The following is a 1,561-nucleotide window of genomic DNA, read 5'->3' as shown; positions in this document are numbered from 1 at the left end:
GCCTTACCGGCCCGTGATACCACCGTGCCACGGATCCCGTTGCGACCATCAAAATCAGACACAGCGTAGCCGATCATCCCTGTTTCCATGGACTCACCGCGCTCGTTGATGCAACTCATCGTCACCGACCGGATATAGGCCCGCTCGGAGGCGAGGTCACCGGTCACCGAGCCAATCACAAAGCAATCGGCCAGATCGGCGTTGTACGAGTTGGGCATCAGCACATCCAATTTGACCCGGATGGTGGTGGGCAGAGGGGAGGCGTTTTTGGAGAGCGCGGTGGGGACGTCCACACCGTTGAGCATCACGCCGGAGATAATCGAGCCAGCGGGGATGTACGTTTTCGCCTTGGCTTTGACCATCTCGCGCTTTTTCTTCTCGATCTCGGGGTTGGTGGGCTTCCTATCCACCGGCCCCTGCTTTTTTCCCGCGCCGCCTGCACTCCCTGTGCCTTGCTTGCCATCGACATACTGAACCACGATGGGCGTCTCTTCGACTACACCGGTCTTTTTGATGTTGGTGATGGATGTACTGGATACGGTGCGGATCATGCCGTTGGTTTCGGGCTTGCCACGGGCACGGGAAACGCTTTGGGACTGCTGGGGCGTCAGTGTGGCCGGGGAACCATCAGCGGACACAACGCCGTTGCTGCCACTGAGGCCGGATTCGTTGGCGCGGGTGATACGGGCGTTCGAGACATTGCCGTTCACGATCCGGTTGTTACGGGTCAGCACACCGATGAGCTGGGACTGCTCGGCCATGGTTTTCTGCATGTCAGCCATTTTGGCCAGCACCTTGTCCAGCTCGCGCTTCTGGTTGGCCTCGTTCTTCTGCGTATCCCGCCGGATGTCCATCAGCTCCTTTTTCTGCTGGTCGTAGGTTGCCTGTGCTTGCTCGGCATCCACCTTTTCCAAGGTGCCGGTATCAAACACGTTGGACTCAATCAGGCTGCGGCGTGACTTCTGGACCGTCGACTCATCGTCCTTCCAATTCAGCGCCTTTGAACCGACAAACAGGATGGCACCTAGCGCAGTCACTGCGAGTCCTACCCGGACTGGCTTTTTCTTGAGTAATTCTTGGATCTTAGGGTGCATAGGGTGTACCGCCTTTACTTCACACCGGACGGGGAGGCTGCAACAGGACGGCCGCCTGGTACTTGCTGGTAGCCGTTAAGGCCGAAGCTGCCGTTCTTGTCGAGTCGCGGACGGGTCTGGAGCGCGTTCTGCTTCTTCGCCCAGTTCTTATCACGGACGATGTAGACCTCGGTGGAGGCCCCCGGTCGCAGGGTGGCGGCATCCATCACCCCAACTGCCAGGGTGTCGCGGCTCATGCACATCTCCTCTTTGATACCGGAGCTGGTGCCGCTGTTGTTGGTCACCAGTACCACATCCACCACCTCACGAGCGCCAATCATGCGCTGGCCCAACTTGTTGGTCAGAAAGTCCAGCTTGCAGGGTTTGTGATAGGCGGTGGGCACCTCCGAGAGGTTGTCAGCCATCGTGAATCCGGCTGGCACCTGCCCAAGGGCGGTGTAGCGGAGGATTTCTTTGATGCGCTCGGT

2 protein-coding genes are annotated in these 1,561 nt (G+C 58.9%); both read right to left on the bottom strand.

What is annotated here, in order from left to right; all coding sequences use genetic code 11:
* Nucleotides 1–1,094 (bottom strand): TrbI/VirB10 family protein (locus PG883_RS22450; protein ID WP_270808269.1); only part of this gene is annotated, 1,094 nt, incomplete at its 3' end.
* A 14-nt stretch (nucleotides 1,095–1,108) separates the two neighbouring features.
* A partial coding sequence (locus tag PG883_RS22445) for a type-F conjugative transfer system secretin TraK (protein ID WP_270808266.1) occupies nucleotides 1,109–1,561 on the bottom strand: 453 nt, incomplete at its 5' end.

Source organism: Aeromonas sp. QDB25, assembly GCF_027707725.1.
In the GTDB taxonomy this organism is placed as follows: Bacteria; Pseudomonadota; Gammaproteobacteria; order Enterobacterales; family Aeromonadaceae; genus Aeromonas; species Aeromonas caviae.
The sequence above is the reverse complement of the archived record's forward strand: the minus strand, read 5'-3'. Positions and strand labels throughout refer to the sequence as shown.